Consider the following 18,775-nt stretch of genomic DNA (forward strand, 5'->3'; position numbering starts at 1 on the left):
CCACCTTCGTACAACCCGCCATGCTTACACCAGGGTTGCAGACAGTTGCACGCGTTGCGGCGACTCCGGTGCGCGCGGCAGCCGGGACATGCACGATGGGCACCCGGCCAGGAGGCACCGGGCGGGGCAGCGGCGCCCGCCCGCAGTGGATCAGCCGGACCGTCAGTTCACCGTCGTGGATCACATTCGGGAGTACCCATGAGGACCGGAGCCTCCAACGTGGCCGGCCCCATGGTCAGGCACACCCGCGAGAGCGCCCGTACGCTGCACGGCATACGTGAGGCCGCGCTCTCCGGGGACCGCCCCGAGGTGGGGCCGCGCCCCGTCATCGGCGCCTCCTGGCAGCGGATGCTCCGGATCGGGCTCGACCCGGAACGGGACACCAGCAGCGTGCTGCTCGGCGCCGAGGAGCTGGAGCACCGGCGCAGAGCCACCGCCATCGGCGAGCTGCTGCCGGCGCTCAGCCACGGACTCGCCACGGTGGCCGATGCGTCGATGCAGGTCATGGTGGTCACCGATACCGAGGGCCGGGTGCTGTGGCGGGAGGGCAACCGGGCCGTGCTGCGCCGGGCCGACGGCATCTGGCTGCAGGAAGGCGCCGCCTGGAGCGAGGGCTCCACCGGCACCAACGCGGTCGGCACCGTCCTGGCGACCGGCCAGACCCTCCAGGTGCACTCCGCCGAGCACTTCGTCCGTACGCTGCAGGACTGGACCTGCGCCGCCGCGCCTGTCCAGGACCCCCGCGACGGAAAGCTGCTCGGCGTCATCGACGTCAGCGGGCCCGACTCCACCTTCCACCCGGCGATGCTCGCGCTGGTGGACTCGGTGGCCCGGCTGGCGGCCTCGGAGCTGCGGGACCGGCATCTCGAATCCGTGGAACGTCTGCGGTCGGTGGCCGCGCCGGTCCTCAGCAGGGTGGGCGGCCGGGCCCTCGTGGTGGACGCGCACGGCTGGCCGGCCGCGGTGACCGGGATGCCGCCGCCCGGCCGGCTGCCGCTGCCCAAGTCGTTCGGAGCGGGGCGGATCTGGCTGCCCTCGCTCGGGATGTGCACGGTGGAGGCGCTGCCCGGGGGCTGGCTGATCCGCCCGGCCGGGGAGGTGACGGGTCCGCGGCGCCCGGCGGACGGGGCCGCGGCGAGCCGGGTCGTGCTCGACCTGAGCGGACGCCGGCGCTGGTCGGTCACCGTGTCGGGGGCGTCCGGCAGCTGGACCCAGGAGCTGACACCCCGCCACGCCGAGCTGTTGTACGTACTGAGCCTGCACCGCGAGGGCCGCACGGCGGCAGAGCTGGCGGACGACCTGTTCGGCGACCCGACGCGGAATGTGACGGTCAGGGCGGAGATGTCGCGGGTGCGCCGAGGGCTCGCCGAGGTGCTGGCACACCGCCCGTACCGCTTCGCCGAGGGGGTCGAGGTGGAGGTGACGGGCCCCGACGACCCGGCGGAGCTGCTTCCGCACTCGACGGCGCCCGCGGTGCGCCGGTCCTTGCCTCCGCTGTGAAGCCGCAGGGCTGCCGCGCGACCCGGCGGCGCCCCATGATTCGCTGGGCACCATGAACACCGTCACCGTGACCACCTGGCATCTGGAGCAGACATCGCCCGCCGACCTGCGGCCGGCTGCCGAGCCCGGCGGCGGCGTCCGTATCGTCCGGGCCGAGGTCCCCTCCCCCGAGTTCAGCAGGTTCCTCTACGCCTCCGTGGGCGGGGACATCCGGTGGACGGACCGGCTGTCGATGTCGTATGCCCAGTGGCAGGAGGTGCTCGGGCGGCCGGGCACCGAGACCTGGGTGGCGTACGACCGGGGTACGCCGGCCGGATACGTGGAGCTGGCCGGGCACGACGGCGGCGAGGTGGAGATCATGTACTTCGGGCTGATCCCGGCCTTCCGGGGCCGGCGGATCGGCGGCCACCTCCTCACGCACGGCGTCCGGCGGGCCTGGGACCTCGCGGACCGGACCCCCGGGCGGGCGCCGACCGAGCGGGTCCGGGTGCACACCTGCAGCAAGGACGGGGCGCACGCGATGGACAACTACCTGCACCGCGGGTTCCGGCTCTTCAGGACCACGACGGCGGAAGAGGAGAACGTACCGACTCCGGGCCCGTGGCCGGGTGCGATTGCGTGATCACCATGATCACCACCGAGTGACGGACGCCACAGCGTCTCGCGATACGGGACCATCTCGTCCATATCCTGGATAGTGGTGGACTGGTGCGAGATCGCCGTGACACGCTTCCGTCATGTCTGGAACTGGAATTGCCTTGGTGAGTCGACGCCACGTCGATCTCTGCCGCATGTCCAGCGCCATCTGTCCGGCGCGCTGATCTCCACCAGCCACGCCGATTTCCCGCCGTCCCCGTCGTAGCGGACGAGCGAAGTCCCCTGCCGGGGTCCAGCATCATCCCCGCCGCCGTGCCCTGCCATGAACAGGCAGGCCACAGGGGTCTCTTCAGCTTGATCGACCGCCCTCTCGAGCCGCCACAGAAGGACGAAGCATCATGGCCGCCAGCCCGGAAACACCCCAGCCAGCCACGCCCCGACGCAAAGTGAGCCGTCACCGTGGCGAAGGCCAGTGGGCCAAGGGCCACTTCACCCCGCTGAACGGCAATGAGCAGACCAAGAAGGACGACGACGGTCTCAACGTGCGGACACGCATTGAGACGATCTACTCCAAGCGCGGGTTCGACTCCATCGACGGCGGCGATCTGCGCGGCCGGATGCGCTGGTGGGGTCTCTACACCCAGCGCAAGGAAGGCATCGACGGCGGCAAGACCGCGGTCCTGGAGCCCGAGGAGCTGGACGCCGAGTTCTTCATGATGCGCGTCCGCATCGACGGCGGCCGGCTCACCACCCAGCAGCTGCGGGTCATCGGCGAGATCTCGCAGGAGTTCGCGCGCGGCACCGCGGACCTCACCGACCGGCAGAACATCCAGTTCCACTGGATCAGGATCGAGGACGTCCCGGAGATCTGGCGGCGCCTGGAGGAGGTCGGTCTGTCGACCACCGAAGCGTGCGGTGACACCCCCCGTACGATCCTCGGCTCCCCGGTCGCCGGCGTCGCCGAGAACGAGATCATCGACGGCACCTGGGCCGTCGACGAGATCCAGCGCCGCTTCATCGGCAACCCCGCTTTCTCCAACCTGCCCCGGAAGTTCAAGACCGCGATCTCCGGCTCCCCGCAGCTCGATGTGGCGCACGAGATCAACGACATCGCGTTCGTCGGTGTCGACCACCCCGAGCACGGCCCCGGTTTCGACCTGTGGGTGGGCGGCGGGCTCTCCACCAACCCCAAGCTCGGTGTCCGGCTCGGCGCCTGGGTGCCGCTGGACGAGGTGCCCGACGTCTTCGAGGGCGTCATCTCGATCTTCCGGGACTACGGCTACCGCCGGCTGCGCACCCGCGCCCGGCTGAAGTTCCTCGTCGCCGACTGGGGCCCGGAGAAGTTCCGGCAGATCCTGGAGGACGAGTACCTCCAGCGGAAGCTGACCGACGGCCCCGCGCCCGAGCAGCCCGCCGATGTCTGGCGCGACCACCTCGGGGTCCACAAGCAGCGGGACGGCCGCTTCTACGTCGGCTTCGCGCCCCGCGTCGGACGGGTGGACGGCACCACCCTGACGAAGATCGCCGAGGTCGCGGAGGCCCATGGCTCCGGCCGGCTGCGCACCACGACCGAGCAGAAGATGATCGTGCTGGACATCGAGGAGTCGCAGGTCGACTCGGTCGTCTCCGGTCTCGAAGCGCTCGACCTCAAGGTCAACGCCTCGCCGTTCCGGCGCTCCACCATGGCCTGCACCGGCATCGAGTTCTGCAAGCTGGCGATCGTCGAGACCAAGGCGCGCGGGGCCTCGCTGATCGACGAACTGGAGCGCAGGATCCCGCAGTTCGACGAGCCGATCACCATCAACATCAACGGCTGCCCGAACGCCTGCGCCCGGATCCAGGTCGCCGACATCGGTCTCAAGGGCCAGCTGATGCTCGACAAGGACGGCAACCAGGTCGAGGGTTTCCAGGTGCACCTGGGAGGCGCACTGGGCCTGGAGGCCGGGTTCGGCCGCAAGGTCCGCGGCCTCAAGGTCACTTCGGATGACCTGCCCGACTACGTCGAGCGGGTCCTGAAGAACTTCCAGGCGGAGCGCGAGGACGGCGAGCGGTTCGCGGCATGGGCCGCACGCGCGGAAGCGGAGTCCCTGTCGTGAGCGAGCGAGCGGCGCCCTTCTTCTGCCCTTACTGCGGCGACGAGGACCTGCGCCCCAACGAGAGCGGGCACGGCGCCTGGGAATGCGCGGCGTGCAACCGCGCATTCCAGTTGAAGTTCCTCGGGCTGCTGGCCCGTGGGCTTCAGCACAGTCCGGCCAACGGCGTTGAAGGGGACGGGATATGACCGGCACTCTGGAGACCGAAGATCCGAAGGCACTCGCCGCGCGCGCGGGGCGCGAACTCGAGGACGCGTCGCCCCTGGAGATCCTCCGCTGGGCGGCCGGCACTTTCGGCGATCGCTTCTGCGTGACCTCCTCGATGGAGGACGCGGTAGTGGCCCACCTGGCCTCCCGCGCGTTCCCCGGAGTGGATGTCGTCTTCCTCGACACGGGCTACCACTTCCCCGAGACCATCGGCACCCGCGACGCGGTGGAGGCCGTGATGGACGTCAACGTCATCACCCTGCTGCCCTGGCAGACCGTCGCCGAGCAGGACGCCGAGTACGGCCCGAAACTGCACGACCGCGACCCCGACCTGTGCTGCGCGCTGCGCAAGGTCAAGCCGCTGGAGGACGGGCTCAAGAACTACTCGGCCTGGGCGACCGGCCTGCGCCGCGACGAGTCCCCCACCCGTGCGGGCACCCCCGTCGTCGGCTGGGACGAGAAGCGCCAGAAGATCAAGATCTCGCCGATCGCCCGCTGGACGCAGGACGACGTGGACGCGTACGTCGCCGAGCACGGGGTCCTCACCAACCCGCTGCTGACGGACGGGTACCCCTCGATCGGCTGCGCGCCCTGCACCCGGCGGGTCGAGGAGGGCGAGGACGCCCGAGCCGGCCGCTGGGCCGGCAGCAACAAGACCGAGTGCGGGCTGCACGGCTGATGACGAGGGATCAGGAGAACGAGATGACGACGGACCAGGGAGCCACTGTCTGGCTCACCGGTCTGCCGAGCGCGGGCAAGACCACCATCGCCCGTGAACTCGCGGACACCCTCCGCGGCGAGGGCCACCGGGTGGAGGTGCTCGACGGCGACGAGATCCGCGAATTCCTCTCGGCGGGCCTCGGCTTCAGCCGCGAGGACCGGCACACCAACGTCCAGCGGATCGGCTTCGTCGCCGAACTGCTGGCGTCCAACGGGGTGAAGGCGCTGGTACCGGTCATCGCGCCGTTCGCGGACAGCCGCGAGGCGGTCCGCAAACGGCACGCGAGCACCGGGACCACGTACCTGGAGGTGCATGTCGCGACCCCGGTCGACGTGTGCTCCGTACGCGATGTGAAGGGCCTGTACGCCAAGCAGGCGGCGGGCGAGATCTCCGGACTCACCGGGGTGGACGACCCGTACGAGGCGCCGGAGACCCCGGACCTGCGCATCGAGTCGCACACCCAGACCGTGCAGGAGTCCGCAGCCGCGCTGCACGCGCTGCTCACCGAGAGGGGCCTGGCCCGATGACGACCGCCGCCACTGTCACCGAAGGTACCGACAGCCCGTTCGCCCTGAGCCACCTGGACGCCCTGGAGTCCGAGGCCGTCCACATCTTCCGCGAGGTCGCGGGCGAGTTCGAGCGGCCGGTGATCCTCTTCTCCGGCGGCAAGGACTCCATCCTCATGCTGCACCTGGCGCTGAAGGCCTTCGCCCCGGCCGCCGTGCCGTTCTCGCTGCTGCACGTCGACACCGGGCACAACTTCCCCGAGGTACTCGCCTACCGCGACCGGGTGGTGGCCGAGCACGGGCTGCGGCTCCATGTGGCCTCCGTCCAGGAGTACATCGACGCCGGAAAGCTGCGCGAGCGGCCCGACGGGCTGCGCAACCCCCTCCAGACGGTCCCGCTGACCGAGGGCATCCAGCAGCACCGCTTCGACGCGGTGTTCGGCGGCGGGCGCCGGGACGAGGAGAAGGCGCGCGCCAAGGAGCGGGTCTTCTCGCTGCGCGACGAGTTCTCCCAGTGGGACCCGCGCCGCCAGCGCCCCGAGCTGTGGCAGCTCTACAACGGCCGCCACGCGCCCGGCGAGCACGTCCGGGTCTTCCCGCTCTCCAACTGGACCGAGCTGGACGTCTGGCAGTACATCGAGCGGGAGCAGATCGACCTCCCGGAGATCTACTTCGCCCACGAGCGCGAGGTGTTCAAGCGCTCCGGCATGTGGCTGACCCCCGGTGAGTGGGGCGGGCCCAAGGACACCGAGAGCGTCGAGACCCGCCTGGTGCGCTACCGCACCGTCGGCGACATGTCCTGCACCGGCGCGGTCGACTCCGAAGCCACCACGCTCGAAGCCGTGATCACCGAGATCGCCGCGTCCCGGCTGACCGAGCGGGGCGCGACCCGCGCCGACGACAAGGTGTCCGAGGCCGCGATGGAAGACCGCAAGCGTGAGGGGTACTTCTAAATGACCACATCGACCACCCGGTCGGCCGATCACCTCTCGGCCACCACGCTGCTGCGCTTCGCCACCGCCGGCTCCGTCGACGACGGCAAGTCCACCCTGGTGGGCCGCCTGCTGCACGACTCCAAGTCGATCTTCACGGACCAGCTCGAAGCCGTCGAGCAGGCCTCGATCAGCCGCGGCCAGGAGACCCCCGACCTCGCACTGCTCACCGACGGCCTGCGCGCCGAGCGCGAGCAGGGCATCACCATCGATGTCGCCTACCGCTACTTCGCCACACCCCGGCGCCGGTTCATCCTCGCGGACACCCCGGGCCATGTGCAGTACACCCGGAACATGGTGACCGGCGCCTCCACCGCCGAGCTCGCGGTGGTGCTGGTGGACGCCCGCAACGGTGTGGTCGAGCAGACGCGCCGCCACGCCGCGGTCGCCGCCCTGCTGCGGGTGCCGCACGTGGTGCTCGCCGTCAACAAGATGGACCTGGTCGACTACGCCGAGCCGGTGTTCGCGGCCATCGCCGAGGAGTTCACCGCGTACGCCGCCTCGCTCGGCGTCCCGGAGATCACCGCGATCCCGATATCCGCGCTGGCCGGTGACAACGTGGTGGAGCCATCCGCCAACATGGACTGGTACGGCGGTCCCACTGTCCTGGAACATCTGGAGACGGTCCCCTCCAGCCACGACCTCACCGGCTGCAAGGCCCGCTTCCCCGTCCAGTACGTGATCCGCCCGCAGACCGCCGAGCACCCCGACTACCGGGGCTACGCGGGCCAGATCGCCTCGGGCGCGCTGCGGGTCGGCGAGGCCGTCACGGTGCTGCCTTCGGGCCGTACGTCGACGATCGCCGGGATCGACGTGCTGGGGCAGAGCGCGGACATCGCCTGGGCCCCGCAGTCGGTGACCGTGCGGCTCACCGACGACCTGGACATCTCGCGCGGCGATCTGATCGCACCGAGCGCACACGCTCCCGTACCGACGCAGGACGTACTGGCGACCGTGTGCCATGTGGCCGACTCGGCGCTGGCGGTGGGGCAGCGGGTGCTGCTCAAGCACACCACCCGCACGGTCAAGGCGATCGTCAAGGACATCCCGTCCCGGCTGACCCTCGACGATCTGTCCCAGCACCCGGCCCCGGGACAGCTGGTCGCCAACGACATCGGACGCGTCGTCATCCGAACCGCCGAGCCGCTGGCTCTGGACGCGTACGCGGATTCCCGGCGGACCGGCTCCTTCCTGCTGATCGACCCGGCCGACGGCACCACGCTGGCGGCGGGCATGGCGGGCGACGCCTTCGCCGCCACGGCACAGAGCGTGGCAGGGACGGCCGAGCCCGTACCGGACGAGACCGGGTGGGATTTCTAGTCATGGTGGTCGTCGACATCTATGCCACGTTCGCGAAGGAGCGCGGCCGCGTCGGCTGGGGGTACCCCCGGACGAAGTCTGGGGGAGGTGCCCTCGGCAGCGGCCAGGGCGGGGTCGGGCGATGTGTGTGAAGGCGTACGCGCACTGCCTGCGCGCCCGGACGCACCGCTCGCCGTACCTGACCCGGCGAAGACCTGGAAGAACAGCCGACCGCCCGGCGATGTCCTGAGGGACACCCGTACCGGGCCATCGAGAGGAAAACCTCCCGTGCCTGTCACTCTCCCCCTGCGCCGCAGCCTCGTGGCTGCCGCCGCCCTCCCGCTGCTGGCCGTGGCGCTCAGCGCCTGCGGCTACGGATCCGACAAGACCACGGACGACACGGGGAAGTCCAAGGTCGCAGCGGGAGCCAAGAAGCTCTCCGCCGACTCGGTGAAGATCGGTTACTTCCCGAACCTCACCCATGCCACCGCACTGGTCGGGGACCAGCGGGGGATATTCCAGAAGGAGCTGGGCGGCACCCAGCTGAAGACGTCCACCTTCAACGCGGGCCCGTCCGAGATCGAGGCGCTCAACTCGGGCTCGATCGACATCGGCTGGATCGGCCCGTCCCCGGCGATCAACGGCTACACCAAGTCCCAGGGCAAGAGCCTGCGCATCATCGGCGGCTCCGCGTCCGGCGGCGTCAAGCTGGTGGTCAACCCCAAGAAGATCAAGTCCCTGGACGATGTCAAGGGCAAGAAGATAGCCACTCCGCAGCTCGGCAACACCCAGGACGTCGCCTTCCTCAACTGGGTGGCGAGCAAGGGCTGGAAGACCGATGCCACCAGCGGCAAGGGTGATGTCTCCGTCGTCCGTACGGACAACAAGGTGACCCCGGACGCCTATGCGTCCGGTTCCATCGACGGGGCGTGGGTACCGGAGCCGACCGCTTCGAAGCTGGTCCAGCAGGGTGGCAAGGTGCTGCTCGACGAGAGCGACCTGTGGCCGCAGAAGAAGTTCGTGATCACGAACATGATCGTGTCGCAGAAGTTCCTCAAGGAGCACCCGGACGTCGTCGAGGCCGTGCTGCGCGGCTCGGTGAAGACCAACGCGTGGATCAAGGCGCATCCGGACGCCGCGAAGGCATCGGCCAACACGGCGCTGAAGAAGCTGTCCGGCAAGGCCCTGCCCGCCAATGTGATCGACCCCGCGTGGAAGTCCATCCAGACCACGGACGACCCGCTCGCGGCGACACTCAGCACCGAGGCGGACCACGCGGTCAAGGCCGGTCTGCTGCAGAAGCCCGACCTCAAGGGCATCTACGACCTGCGGCCGCTCAACAAGGTACTCCAGGCGGCGGGCCGGCCGGCGGTCGCCGACGCCGGTCTCGGCGTCAAGTAGCCCCGGACCCAGACCCGTTCCCAGGAGGTGACGACCATGGCCACAGCACTCGCCAAGGCCGATGACCGGACCGCGGTGACGCACGCGGCCGCCATCGGTCACGTCTCGAAGTCCTTCGGCGGACCCGCCGGGCAGCTCGTACTCGACGACATCACCCTCGACGTCGCACCGGGCGAGTTCGTCACGCTCCTGGGGGCGTCCGGATGCGGAAAGTCCACTCTGCTCAATCTGGTGGCAGGTCTCGACGCGCCGACGTCGGGGTCCATCTCGACCCCGGGCGGCCGTCCCGCCCTCATGTTCCAGGAGCACGCGCTGTTCCCGTGGCTGACCGCGGGCAAGAACATCGAGCTGGCCCTGCGGCTGCGGGGCGTGCCCAAGGCCGACCGGCGGGGCGAGGCGGAGCGGCTGCTCTCTCTCGTACGGCTTGAGGGCGCGTACGCGAAGCGGGTCCACGAGCTGTCCGGCGGTATGCGTCAGCGGGTGGCGCTGGCGCGCGCACTGGCGCAGGACAGCCAACTGCTGCTGATGGATGAGCCGTTCGCCGCCCTGGACGCCATCACCCGCGATGTGCTGCACGACGAGCTGACCCGGATCTGGCGCGAGACGAACGTTTCCGTCCTCTTCGTCACGCACAACGTGCGGGAGGCGGTGCGCCTCGCCGAGCGGGTCGTGCTGCTCTCCTCGCGCCCCGGCCGGGTGGCGCACGAGTGGAACGTGGACATTCCGCATCCGCGCCGGATCGAGGACTCCGCGGTGGCGGAGCTCTCGGTGGAGATCACTGAACAACTGCGTGGGGAGATCCGCCGACATGGCCAACACTGACGTCAGGACGGACGAGCTGGCCGGCCTGGGAGCAGGCCTGGACGCGCTCGACACCGTACGGGTGGACCGCGTCCCGGTCCGCCAGGTGCTGGTGCGCAAGGTGCTGCCGCCCGTGGTGGCGGTCGTGCTGGTACTGGTCGTCTGGCAGATCCTGATCTGGGCGAAGGTCACCGACAGTTACAAGCTGCCCTCGCCCACCCAGGTCTGGGACGAGGTGTCCAGCGCCTGGACCGAGGGCACCCTGCTCGGCTACATCTGGACGAGCGTCTCGCGCGGCCTGCTCGGCTTCCTGCTGGCGCTGGTGATCGGTACGCCGCTGGGGCTGCTCGTGGCGCGGGTGAAGTTCGTCCGCGCGGCGATCGGCCCGATCCTCTCGGGCCTGCAGTCCCTGCCGTCCGTCGCCTGGGTACCGCCCGCGGTGATCTGGCTGGGGCTCAACGACACCATGATGTACGCGGTGATCCTGCTGGGCGCCGTTCCCTCGATCGCCAACGGCCTGGTCTCGGGCGTCGACCAGATCCCGCCGCTCCACCTGCGGGCCGGCCGTACGCTCGGCGCCTCGGGGCTGCGCGGCACCTGGCATGTGGTGCTGCCAGCCTCGCTGCCCGGATATCTGGCGGGTCTGAAGCAGGGCTGGGCGTTCTCCTGGCGGTCGCTGATGGCCGCGGAGATCATCGCGTCCTCGCCCGATCTGGGCGTGGGACTCGGTCAGTTGCTGGAACAGGGCCGGGAGACCAGCAGCATGTCGATGGTGTTCCTGGCCATCTTCCTGATCCTCATCGTCGGCATCGCCATCGATCTGCTCATCTTCAGTCCGCTGGAGCGGCACGTGCTGCGCAACCGCGGTCTGCTGGTCAGGAGCTGAACCGGGATGTACGACCACCGTCCGGTGCTCCTGGTCGTCGCACACGGCAGCCGTGATCCCCGGCACGCCGCGACCGTCCACGCGCTGACCCGGCGGGTGCGGTCGCTGCGGCCCGGGGTGCGGGTGGAGACGGGGTTCCTGGACTTCGACACGCCGTCGGTCCCGACGCTGCTGGAGCAGCTGGCGTCGGACGGCGTACGGGACGTGGTGGCCCTCCCGCTCCTGCTGACCGCGGCGTTCCACGCGAAGTCGGACATCCCGGCCGTGCTCCGCGGGGCACCTGCCGGGATGCGGGTGCGCCGGGCGGAGGTGCTCGGCCCCTCCCCACTGCTGCTGACCGCTCTGGAGCGGAGGCTGTACGAAGCGGGCGTCGCCCCGTCCCACAAACGCTCGACGGGGCTGGTCCTGGCCGCGGCGGGCTCATCGGACCCGGAGGCGATCGCAGTGATCGCTGAAATGGCGCGGGAGCTGCGGCACACCGGTTGGTGCGCCGTGCGGCCTGCGTTCGCCTCCGCCACTCTGCCCCGCACCGAGGACGCGGTGCGGGAACTTCGCGCGTCCGGCGCCGGCCGGGTGGCGGTGGCGCCCTGCGTCATCGCTCCCGGCCGGCTGCCGGACCGCATAGCGGCGGGTGCACGGACCGCCGGTGCCGACGTGCTGGCCGGCGTGCTCGGCCCCTGCGCGGAGCTGGCCCGGCTGGTACTGGCCCGGTACGACGAGGCACGGGTGCCGGGGCCGGAAGTACTGAGCGCCTGACCCCTCGTGTCCCTGGCGGTACCGGCCTCGGAGACCGACGGAACAGCCGGGATCGGTGAGATGGATCTTGAGTTTTTGGCGCGGCCCCGCGGACCATCGGGACAGCCCTCAAAATCAGGCCCTACCGCGTCCCGGTGTTCGGGTGGGGCCGGAGCCGATCGCGCAGGCCGACCCCTTCGGCGGTGAGCGGGTCCTCGGGTGATCCCGCGTCGTCGAGGAGGCGGCCCGTGGTGAGCATGGCCCGGTGAAGGCCGTTGCCCTGGGCGGCGATTGGGGCGCGCCTGGCCGGCCCTCGGTTCACCCGCGGGCCGTTGGGACGCCGGGTGCGGCCGGCGCCAGCCGGTACGCCCCGCCCTCGCGCCGCACGTGACCGGCGGTCGGCGCCGGGAAGTGGCTGCCGAGGAGCAGGGTCGGGGTGCCGGCCAGCGAGTCGAGCATCCGGTGCCGGGTCATGGCGGCGAGTCCGGGTGCGACGTCCACGCAGCTGCAGAGATCCGGATGCCCCATCTGGACCGGGTGGTGGATACTGTCGCCGCTGATGAGCGCGCTCTCGCCCTGGCTGCTCAACTCGACGGTCACCTGGCCCGGAGTATGACCGGGGCTGGGCAGCAGGCGGACACCCGGCGCGATGCCCGTGCCCTCGTCCGCGACGTCGACGAGGTCGAGGAGACCCGCGTCCCGGACGGGGTGCACCGAGTCCTGGAACATCTGCTGCCGCGCCTCCTCCATCTCGACACCGGCCCAGTAGTTCCATTCGGTACGCGAGGTGAGATAACGCGCGTTGGGGAAGACGGGCACCCAACTGCCGCCTTCGGAGCGCGTGTTCCAGCCCACGTGGTCGGCGTGAAGGTGGGTCAGGATGACGACGTCCACGGCCTCCGGTGCGAAGCCCGCCGCCGTGAGCCGCGCTTCGTAGTCGCTGTTCAGGTTGTGCCAGGCGGGATTGGCGCGCGGCTTCCCGTTCCCGATGCCGGTGTCGACGAGTATCCGCAGCCCGTCCACTTCGACCGCGAAGCTGTGGCTTGCCAGCCGGAGGACTCCCTCGCCGTCGGCGAAGTCGGGGCGCAGCCAAGGGGTCCGGGTCACGACGTCCGCGGTCGCCTCCGGCAGCAGCCACGCGCCGGTCGCGGCGGGGAGAGCTGTTTCGTCGATACGTCGCACGGTGTGGTCACCCACGGACCACGTCGGGGCCTGCGGGGTGAGGGCGGCACTGGGCTGCGAGGTCGTGGACACGGTGGATCTCTCCCTACGCGAGCTAAAAGCAACTGGTTCGCTTTAATGCACCTTAGGCCCTGCCGCCACCTAAAGCAAACCATTCGCCTTTAGGTGTCGCGGACCGCGGCCAGTTCCCAGGCCGATGCACGGCACGGCGCGACCGCCACCGGTACACGGCACAGAGCTGTGGTCCCGTCTCCCGGCGGCTCGTGCCCGCGCAGGGGCACCCGGTGGACCTTCCCGGTCGCCGGCTTCGGATGGTGGTGCGGTGCCGGGAGTGGCGGCGCCACCCCCGCACACACCCTTGCCGCCGGGAACGGGACGGGGCGACCAGAAGCAATCCATTCGCATTAAGGTGAAACGTATGAGCCCCAAGCCCATGACGCGTCCCGGCGGGCGCAGCGCACGTGTGCAGGAGTCGGTCCATGCCGCGGTCCGCGAACTCGTCGGCGAGACGGGCCGCGAAGCACTGACCGTTCCCCTGGTGGCGGCCCGAGCCGGCGTGACACCTTCCACGATCTACCGCCGCTGGGGCGACCTGCAGGAACTGCTGTCAGACGTCGCGGTCGAACGGCTGCGCCCCGGGACCGCCCCCGAAGATCTCGGCGGCCTGCGGGCCGACCTCGACGCGTGGGCCGAGCAGTTCCTCGACGAGATGGCCTCTCCGCCCGGCCGTGCATACATCCGTGACGCACTCCTCGGCGATCCGGACGGAACCAACGCCGGACAGTGCTCCGCCTACGCCGCAGAGCAGATCGACACCGTCCTGGACCGTGCGACGCGGCGCGGCGAGGCCGTACCTGACACAGAACGAGTGATCGACCGGGTCGTGGCGCCGATGATGTACCGCATCCTGTTCCGCCCCGGCCGACTGGACGCCGCGTACGCGCGCGAACTCGTGACGAACGCCCTCGGCCGGCCCTGACAGCGAAACCGCACCGGAGCGACCGCGCGGGACCCGGTCAGCTGACGTCGAGGCTGCCGGTGCGGGTGCGCTTCAGCTCGAAGAAGTCCCGGCACCCGGCGAGTACCCGGAAACTGTCGAAGATCCGGGCGGCCTCCTCACCGCGCGGGATCGAGCCGAGAACCGGACCGAAGTACACGGCGCCGTCGATGTGGAGCGTCGGCGTCCCGACGTACGCACCCTCCGCCGGGTCCTTGCCCGCATCGTGGCTGCGCCGCACCGCGTCGTCGTACGCCGTGGAGCGGGCAGCCTCCGCGAGCGCGGCGGGCAGCCCGGTCTCGGCGAGGGATTCCGCGACGACCGCGTCGAAGTCCTCGTTCTTCCCCACGTGGATTCTGGTGCCGAGCGCGGTGTAGAGGTCGCGGAGCACCTGGTCTCCGTGCTCCTGTGCCGCGGCGGCGGCCACGCGTACGGGCCCGATCGATCTGTCGACCAGCTCCCTGTACCACTCGGGAAGTTCGTTGCCCTCGTTGTGGAGGTACAGGCTCATCACACGGAAGCGGACGTCGATGTCCCGGTACTGCTCGACCTCCAGGATCCAGCGTGAGGTGATCCAGGCGAAGGGGCAGGCAGGGTCGAAGTAGAAGTCCAGAGTCGTCATGCGGAGGAGGCTACGGGTGCAACGGCCCGGCCCTGTGGGCCACTTGGGGCACGAATCCGCGGGCCAGTCCGGCCGGGCCGCTCAGCGCCGCGCCGCCTCGGCCACCAGGCCCGCGAGCTCGGCGGCCGGCATGGAGCCCGCGGGCCTGTGTTCACGCGCGAAAGTGTTGGCCATCCGCTGGAGTACGTCGTTCACCGGGGTCGGCACCCCGTGCAGCCGCCCCAGCATGGCGATCTCGCCGTTGAGATAGTCCGCCTCGATGGTGCCCGTGCCCCGGTTGAGGCTCTGCCACGAGGAGCCACCGCCGCGCTGCTGCCCGAGCGGCTGCAGGACGATCTTGTCGCCGCGTGTCCGCTGCTGTTCTTCGGGCCCGGCGGCCTCGATCCCGGCTGCCGCGTAGACGGCGAGACCCTCTGCCTTCGCCTGCCGCCGGAGTACGTCCGCGGGGTCGCCGGGGGCGTCGAAGCCGCCGATCCCGCAGACCGCCTCCAGCGAATTGGTCAGGTTCGAGAGGAGTTTGGCGTACTTCCAGCGCATCACGTCCGCGACGACCGGCACCTCGAACGGGGCCTTCTCCAGGTCCGCCGAGATCTGCCGGGCCGTGCTGTCGGCACCGTCCGGATAGCGGCCGATGTGCAGTATGCCGGTGAGCGGAGAGCCCGCCGCGGCGACGGAGCCGGGCTCCACAAAGGTCGAGGGCAGCCAGACGCACATGCCGTACACATGGCGGAAGCGGCGCAGTGCGAGGCGTTCGCTCTCGACTCCGTTCTGCGCGCAGATCAGCGGGAGCACCTCGGCGGCCGTCGCGTCCGTCCCGGCAACCGGGCGCGGGCCCCAGGCATCGAGGGCCGCGGCACTGTCCTGGGTCTTCACCGTCAGGACGAGGACATCACCAGCGCGCAGCTCCACCGACTCCGGACCGTCGGCGACCGGCAGGTCGAGTGTGCAGGCGCCCTCCGGGGTCTCGAACCGCAGCCCGCCCTCCCGCAGCGCCTCGTAGTGGGCCCCGCGGGCCACCAGGACCACGTCGCTGCCGGCCTCGGCCACCCGGCCGCCGATGGTGGCGCCGACGGCGCCCGCCCCGATGATGATGTAGCGCATAGGGAGACTCTGGCACGGACGGACGGCGCGGGACCAGGATCCGGACGCCTTCCGGCCGGGGACGGCCAGGAAGGTACGATCCGGTGCGTCGGCCCGGACACGATGACCGCCGACCAGCTCGAACAGGCGCTCTCCCTGACCGGGACGGCCTCGGTGCAGAGCGGCTCCAGTCCCCCGGCCGCGCGTCGGCGGACCCGCGGTGCGCCGGACGCACCGCCTCGCCCTTCTGCCCTGGTTCCCGCTGCACCGAGGCGCACCGGCCGGCGAGGCTCCATCGGCACTCGCCCTGGTCGCCGACCGCCGTGGCGCCATCAGGGGCAGGCCCGGCCGAGAAAGAGATGAAGGAGCTGAACGACCTGTGAGCACCGTCGTGATCCGTGCGGACGACGTCGATTTCGTACGGGACGGGAACCTGTTGCTGGACTCGGTCTCGCTGACCGTGCGCAGCGGTGAGCACTGGGCCCTTCTCGGCGCCAACGGCGCGGGCAAGTCGACCCTGCTGGGGCTGCTGGGCGCTGTGGCACACCCCACCCGCGGAGATGTGGAGATCCTCGGGCACCGGCTCGGCCGGGTCGACCTGCGGGAACTCCGCTCCCGTCTGGGGCACATCAACCCCCGCCATCCGCTGCACTCGCCGCTGCGGGTCCGCGACGTCGTCCTGACCGGTCTCACGAACTCCATCGAGCCCGTCCCGCGCTGGTCGCCGACCGACGAACAGGTGAAGCGGGCCGACCGGCTGCTGACCATGCTGGGCATGGGCGGCGAGAAGGCCGAGTCGCGCTGGCCGACGCTCTCGCAGGGCGAGCGCGGCCGGACCCTCATCGCCCGCGCGCTGATGCCGAGTCCCCGTCTTCTCCTGCTCGACGAGCCGGCCACCGGGCTGGATCTGGCCGCCCGCGAGCAGCTGCTGACCAGCCTGGACGAGCTGCGCGCCGAGCATCCGGAGCTGGCGACGATTCTGGTCACCCACCATCTGGAGGAGCTGCCGGCGTCCACGACCCACGCGATGCTGCTGCGCGACGGCGCGTGTCTGGGTTCGGGGCCCGCCGACGAGGTGCTCACGACCGACCAGGTCAGCAAGTGCTTCGACCATCCGGTGCGGATCACCCGCACGGACGGCCGCTGGGCGGCCCGTTCGGAGCGGGCCGCCCGGCACTGACGGCGCATCCGGCAGCGGGTGACGGCAGCCGGTGGCGGACAGCGGCCGGCGGGGCTGCGATCAGTCTGCCGTCATCTCCGCGAGCTTGAGCACGGTGTTCCAGTTGCGGGAGGTGCCGATGATGTCCTTGTTCACGGCGGGCTTGTTGAGGGCCACCGCGAGCTTGGAACGGCCGAGCCCGTCCGGTGCGTACAGATAGAGCACCCGGTCACCGAGTCTGAACTCCTCGGGCAGATAAGCCTGCTGGTCGATGGGCGCGAACCGGCCGGGCTCGACGGGACCGGAGAAGTAGGTGACGTGCAGCTGCTTGCCCTGGAGTCCGGACGCCTCGAAGGGGCACGCGTCGGCCACGGCCCGCAGATAGCCGCCACCTCGGACGAGACAGTCCACCGTGAAGCCGAACCGGCTCGCGATGGCCTCCTCGACACCCGCCGCCAGCTCGTTCTCGCCCGACGCCTCACTGCTGAAGACGGCGTTGCCGCTGTTGAGGTACGTGCGGACGTCGCCGTGGCCGAGTCCGGTGAGCAGCTCCCTGAGGTCCGCCATCGGGACCTTCCTGTTTCCGCCCACGTTGATGCCGCGCAGCAGGAGGGCGTATCTGTTCGTCATGGGACGAACATAGACCGGGCGCCGGCCTCCGCGGATGCCGCCGGGCGCCCTCCGACAAGGGCTATCGTGCGGGGATGTCGGCCTCGATGAGGTCCGCCGCACGCGTGGTGCCGCCTTCCTGCGCCATCTCGGCACCGATGCGCGCGAGGCGGTGGGCGACCTCCGGGTCGCCCACCAGGGCGAGCACCGCATCGCGCAGGGTCTCCGCGGTGGCCTCCGCCATCGGCACGTGCCTGGCCACCCCCAGCGACTGGAGCATGTCCGCGTTGGAGAACTGGTCCACGGCCTGCGGGACGGCGACCATCGGTGTCCCGGTGGCGAGCCCCTCCTGGCTGCCGCCCGCGCCCGCGTGGGTGATGAACGCGTCGGCCTGCCGGAGCAGGGCGAGCTGCGGCACCCACTTCCGCACCTCGACGTTGGCCGGGACCGGGCCCAGCTCGCCGGCGTCGACGTACTTGCCGATCTGGAGCACCACATGCCAGCCGGGCAGGTCGCGGAAGGCCTCGATGCACTCGCGGTAGAAGCCCGGCTGCTTGGTGAAGGTCGAGCCCAGCGAGACGAGCAGCACCTTCTCGGCGCCCTCCGGGCGCTGCCAGTCCCCCTGGTCCTCGCGGTCTCCCTGACAGGAGCCGACGAAGGTGTACGTACTGTCGTCGATGCGGTCGTTGTTGGGCTGCAACGCGCGCGGGATGAGGACGATGCTGCGACGGGGGTGACCGACGAACCGGTCCGCGTGTTCATCGATCCCGTTGGCCTCCAGCCAGGCGTGGAATCGCGCGTAGTAAGCACGGCCCCGCTCGGTCGCCATCAGCTCGGCGAGCATGGGCGCGCCGACCTCCTCCTCGGCCCCCTGCCAGGCGACCAGGTTCGGGGAGAGCGAGATGGCGGGGACGCCCCAGCGGTGGGACAGCACCTTCGCCGGGTAAGAGGTGATGTCGTGCACGATCAGATCGGGCACGCCCACTCCGTCCGGGCCCTCGTACGCCTCGGTCAGCTGCGGCAGTGCGGCGATGGCGTCTCCGAGGAACTGCTCGATGTTCTCGATCAGCGTGGTGCCCCAGGCCCCGGGGTCGTCGTCGGCGGGCAGAGTCGACGTATAGGTGACGGGATCGGCGCCGGTCTCCGCGACCTTCTCGGCGAAGGACTCCGGGATCGCGTAGGTGACGCGGTGGCCGCGGGCGACGAGCTCCCGGATCACCTCGATGCTCGGGTTCACGTGCCCGGCAGCCGCGAAGGAGAACATGGCGATGTGGGCACGCGGCGGTGAAGTCATACCCCGACCGTAACGAGACGAGACGTCTCGTGCAATTTGTATGCGGGGCTCGATGCTCCTGACCTCCGGCCCCTGGCACCTCGGATGTCCGGCC

19 protein-coding genes and 1 pseudogene are annotated in these 18,775 nt (G+C 70.5%); 15 read left to right on the forward strand and 5 right to left on the reverse strand.

Translation table 11 applies throughout. From position 1 onward, the window contains the following. Positions 1-198 precede the first annotated feature (198 nt). The 13 genes from OG584_RS06255 (at position 199) to OG584_RS06315 (ending at position 11,759) form a co-directional block, all read left to right on the forward strand. Positions 199-1,500 carry a GAF domain-containing protein gene (locus OG584_RS06255; RefSeq protein ID WP_405775851.1) on the forward strand — a complete coding sequence of 434 codons (1,302 nt, stop codon included), beginning with the start codon at positions 199-201 and terminating at the stop codon, positions 1,498-1,500. Between the two features lie 52 nt (positions 1,501-1,552). After that, positions 1,553-2,122 (forward strand): GNAT family N-acetyltransferase, encoded by a 570-nt coding sequence (locus OG584_RS06260; protein ID WP_405775853.1) that lies wholly within the window; start codon positions 1,553-1,555, stop codon positions 2,120-2,122. 115 nt (positions 2,123-2,237) lie between these two features. Next, positions 2,238-2,321, forward strand: coding sequence for a putative leader peptide (locus OG584_RS06265; protein WP_317824784.1), 84 nt, complete (start codon positions 2,238-2,240; stop codon positions 2,319-2,321). Between the two features lie 174 nt (positions 2,322-2,495). Further along, positions 2,496-4,193, forward strand: a complete 1,698-nt coding sequence (locus OG584_RS06270) for a nitrite/sulfite reductase (RefSeq protein WP_405775855.1) — start codon at positions 2,496-2,498, stop codon at positions 4,191-4,193. Then, positions 4,190-4,378 (forward strand): hypothetical protein, encoded by a 189-nt coding sequence (locus OG584_RS06275; RefSeq protein ID WP_405775857.1) that lies wholly within the window; start codon positions 4,190-4,192, stop codon positions 4,376-4,378. The genes OG584_RS06270 and OG584_RS06275 overlap by 4 nt, the downstream gene beginning before the upstream one ends. Beyond that, on the forward strand, positions 4,375-5,076 hold the full coding sequence (locus OG584_RS06280; protein ID WP_405775859.1) for a phosphoadenylyl-sulfate reductase: 702 nt from the start codon (positions 4,375-4,377) through the stop codon (positions 5,074-5,076). Before OG584_RS06275 ends, OG584_RS06280 begins: the two co-directional genes overlap by 4 nt. Then, positions 5,076-5,645 (forward strand): adenylyl-sulfate kinase, encoded by a 570-nt coding sequence (gene cysC, locus OG584_RS06285; RefSeq protein WP_405775861.1) that lies wholly within the window; start codon positions 5,076-5,078, stop codon positions 5,643-5,645. Before OG584_RS06280 ends, cysC begins: the two co-directional genes overlap by 1 nt. Next, complete coding sequence (cysD, locus tag OG584_RS06290; RefSeq protein ID WP_405775863.1) at positions 5,642-6,577, forward strand: sulfate adenylyltransferase subunit CysD; 936 nt, start codon at positions 5,642-5,644, stop codon at positions 6,575-6,577. Before cysC ends, cysD begins: the two co-directional genes overlap by 4 nt. Then, positions 6,578-7,936, forward strand: coding sequence for a sulfate adenylyltransferase subunit 1 (locus OG584_RS06295; protein WP_405775865.1), 1,359 nt, complete (start codon positions 6,578-6,580; stop codon positions 7,934-7,936). Positions 7,937-8,203: 267 nt separating this feature from the next. Continuing rightward, positions 8,204-9,316, forward strand: coding sequence for an aliphatic sulfonate ABC transporter substrate-binding protein (locus OG584_RS06300; RefSeq protein WP_405775867.1), 1,113 nt, complete (start codon positions 8,204-8,206; stop codon positions 9,314-9,316). Positions 9,317-9,352: 36 nt separating this feature from the next. Next, complete coding sequence (locus OG584_RS06305) at positions 9,353-10,138, forward strand: ABC transporter ATP-binding protein (protein WP_405775869.1); 786 nt, start codon at positions 9,353-9,355, stop codon at positions 10,136-10,138. After that, positions 10,125-11,003 carry an ABC transporter permease gene (locus tag OG584_RS06310; RefSeq protein ID WP_405775871.1) on the forward strand — a complete coding sequence of 293 codons (879 nt, stop codon included), beginning with the start codon at positions 10,125-10,127 and terminating at the stop codon, positions 11,001-11,003. The genes OG584_RS06305 and OG584_RS06310 overlap by 14 nt, the downstream gene beginning before the upstream one ends. A gap of 6 nt (positions 11,004-11,009) precedes the next feature. Continuing rightward, on the forward strand, positions 11,010-11,759 hold the full coding sequence (locus OG584_RS06315) for a sirohydrochlorin chelatase (protein WP_405775873.1): 750 nt from the start codon (positions 11,010-11,012) through the stop codon (positions 11,757-11,759). Between the two features lie 297 nt (positions 11,760-12,056). Here the strand turns inward: OG584_RS06315 and OG584_RS06320 are convergent, their stop codons facing one another. Continuing rightward, positions 12,057-12,992 carry an MBL fold metallo-hydrolase gene (locus OG584_RS06320; protein ID WP_405775875.1) on the reverse strand — a complete coding sequence of 312 codons (936 nt, stop codon included), beginning with the start codon at positions 12,990-12,992 and terminating at the stop codon, positions 12,057-12,059. Positions 12,993-13,338: 346 nt separating this feature from the next. Between OG584_RS06320 and OG584_RS06325 the strand changes: the two genes are divergently transcribed. Further along, complete coding sequence (locus OG584_RS06325) at positions 13,339-13,899, forward strand: TetR/AcrR family transcriptional regulator (protein ID WP_405775877.1); 561 nt, start codon at positions 13,339-13,341, stop codon at positions 13,897-13,899. 37 nt (positions 13,900-13,936) lie between these two features. On the opposite strand, the gene OG584_RS06330 is transcribed toward OG584_RS06325, so the two are convergent. Next, the gene (locus OG584_RS06330) at positions 13,937-14,539 is read right to left on the reverse strand and encodes a DsbA family protein (protein ID WP_405775879.1); all 603 of its coding nucleotides are present in this window, start codon (positions 14,537-14,539) and stop codon (positions 13,937-13,939) included. Positions 14,540-14,620: 81 nt separating this feature from the next. Further along, a complete protein-coding gene (locus OG584_RS06335; RefSeq protein ID WP_405775881.1) occupies positions 14,621-15,640 on the reverse strand; it encodes a ketopantoate reductase family protein in 1,020 nt (339 codons plus the stop codon). A 358-nt stretch (positions 15,641-15,998) separates the two neighbouring features. Between OG584_RS06335 and OG584_RS06340 the strand changes: the two genes are divergently transcribed. Further along, positions 15,999-16,799, forward strand: coding sequence for an ABC transporter ATP-binding protein (locus OG584_RS06340; RefSeq protein ID WP_405775883.1), 801 nt, complete (start codon positions 15,999-16,001; stop codon positions 16,797-16,799). Positions 16,800-16,859: 60 nt separating this feature from the next. Here the strand turns inward: OG584_RS06340 and OG584_RS06345 are convergent, their stop codons facing one another. Continuing rightward, a complete protein-coding gene (locus OG584_RS06345; protein WP_405775885.1) occupies positions 16,860-17,408 on the reverse strand; it encodes a DUF1697 domain-containing protein in 549 nt (182 codons plus the stop codon). A gap of 61 nt (positions 17,409-17,469) precedes the next feature. After that, a pseudogene (gene mgt / locus OG584_RS06350) lies at positions 17,470-18,767 on the reverse strand (macrolide-inactivating glycosyltransferase). Between the last annotated feature and the right edge of the window lie 8 nt (positions 18,768-18,775).

This window comes from Streptomyces sp. NBC_00859 (genome assembly GCF_045161865.1).
In the GTDB taxonomy this organism is placed as follows: domain Bacteria; phylum Actinomycetota; class Actinomycetes; order Streptomycetales; family Streptomycetaceae; genus Streptomyces.